Raw genomic sequence first — 2,061 nt, forward strand, 5'->3', positions numbered from 1 at the left:
ATGATCCCGGCGATCCGCGCGGTGGGGCGGGGGGCGCCCCGGGGGGCCCCCCCCGGCGGTCGGGGGCCGTGGAGTCCGGGCGGGTGGGGCCGGACCCGGCGCACGGGTGTGCGGGGGACCCGGATCGGGCGGGGTGCGGACGGGACCCGGATCGGGCCGGGTGCGGCGGGCTTCAGTGGATGCGGCGGATGTCGCGGCGGCGCAGGGCGTAGCCGAGGCCGACCAGGCCGCCGAGCAGGAGGCCGCCGCCCGCGGCGACTTCGAGGGGATCGAGACCGGCGATGCTGCCGCCGAGTCCGCCCCGGACGCCTTGGCTTGCGGGGCGCGAGGCGCCCGTGCCGGTGCTCGCGCCCGTACCCGTGCCCGTACCTGTGCTCGTGCCCGTACCCGTACCCGTACCGGAGCTCGTGCCGCTGCCCGTGCGGGTGCCGGTGGTGGAACTGGTGGTGGGCCTGCTGGTGCCGCCGGCGATGGTGAGGTCGGCCGATCCCGTCTCGCCGTTGCAGGTGAAGGAGACGGAGTACTGGGCTCCGCGCCGGGCGTCCCGGTCCACGGTGACGCGTACGGTCTTGCCCCGCTCGATGCTCACGGTGTCGAAGACTCCGGAGGAGGCGGTGGCGAAAGCGGCGTTGCAGCCGGTGACGGACAGCACCGCCCGGCCGCCGGGGGCGACCGTGGAGGGCGTGATGGCGAAGCCGAAGGAGGTGACGGGCGCGGCCTCGGCCGCGCCCGCGGGGGCCGCGGCGACCGGGCCGATGACGAGGACCGCGCCCGCGGCGGCGGCGCCCCACAGGGGTGAGGGGGAGGTGCGTATCGCGCCCATGGTTGATTCTCCGGATCCCCGAGGAGCAGCCGCGGAACGGTTTTCCGCACGTGGGGGGTCGTGCGCCTCGATGCCCGCCACGCTAGGCGCGGGTGCGGTGGCCCGCGATCAGGAACGGGCGAATGGGGCATGACCGTAGGCCGAACCGGGGACGGGAGGCCGTCCCCGGTTTGCCGGCCTCCGGCAGGGGTGGCGCGGCGTCAGTCGTGCAGGCCCAAGTGCGGGAACTGCGCGAGGAACGGCTCGGCGGTGGCGGCGATGCCACGGCCGAACGGTGCGTCGAAGTCCCAGATGAGGAACAGCAGGAAGGCGATCAGCGCACTGAACAGGCCGGCCAGCAGCAGTTCGCGGAAGGAGCGCCTGATCTGCAGGGTGAAGATCAGCCCCACCGTCACCAGCGCCCCCGCGATCAGCCCGAACCACACCACGCCGGGCATCGTGGCCCCGGCGCTCTGGCCGCGCGCGTTGCGCGCGTCGTCGACCACGGCGACCTGGTCGACGAGCGGCTGGTAGGCCTGGCCCTCGTGGTCGGTGCGCGGTTCGTAATCCGTCACATCGCGCCGGACGCGTTCCAGCAGTTCCCCGCTGCGGTCGGTGAGATTGCCGTTCTCGGCCATCTCCTTCCATTCGGTGTCCACGACGTAGGTCACGTACGCGTCGACGTCGGACCGGATCTTCGTGCGCACGTCGGCCGGATAGACCTCGGAGCGGACGCTGATCTCGTGCAGGGCCTGGGATTCCTGGCGCACGTACTCCTGGGCGGCCCCACGCCCTTCCCAGACGCCGGCGATCGCCAGTCCCAGCACGATCGCGTAGATCACCCCGATCATCATCGTCATGTACTCGATGACGTCCGGGGTCTCGCTGGGATCGTCGTCCTCGCCGATCCGGCGCTGGTTGAAGAAGGCGATGGAGAGCACGACGGCACACGCCGCCGCCATCGCGAGGGACAGGACGAGCCATTCCGACAAGATGACTCCAAATCAGGGGTCGGGCGGTGATTCCTCAGCGCGGGCGCAGCGCGACGATCGCGAGCACCGCGGGCACCGCGGTCATCAGGGTGAAGGTCATCGGCGAGATGTGGTGTTCGACCGGTTTGCGCACCGCCGCGTGGTAGATGGGGCGCGCGATCGGCCTCGCGGGTCCATCTCCACGAACCGGACCCGGCGCGGGCTGGTGAACACCTTGTAGGGGATGTCCGTGTACGTGCGCGCCGACAGCGCGCGGCTGGCGAGCCG

General features: G+C 72.4%; 2 protein-coding genes. Both read right to left on the reverse strand.

The annotated features are described in order from the left end of the window. Positions 1-172: 172 nt before the first annotated feature. Positions 173-823, reverse strand: a complete 651-nt coding sequence (locus ABZY44_RS37575) for a hypothetical protein (RefSeq protein ID WP_356662025.1) — start codon at positions 821-823, stop codon at positions 173-175. A 200-nt stretch (positions 824-1,023) separates the two neighbouring features. Then, complete coding sequence (locus tag ABZY44_RS37580; RefSeq protein WP_356662027.1) at positions 1,024-1,794, reverse strand: hypothetical protein; 771 nt, start codon at positions 1,792-1,794, stop codon at positions 1,024-1,026. Between the last annotated feature and the right edge of the window lie 267 nt (positions 1,795-2,061).

The sequence above is a fragment of the Streptomyces sp. NPDC006544 genome, from assembly GCF_040611715.1.
In the GTDB taxonomy this organism is placed as follows: domain Bacteria; phylum Actinomycetota; class Actinomycetes; order Streptomycetales; family Streptomycetaceae; genus Streptomyces.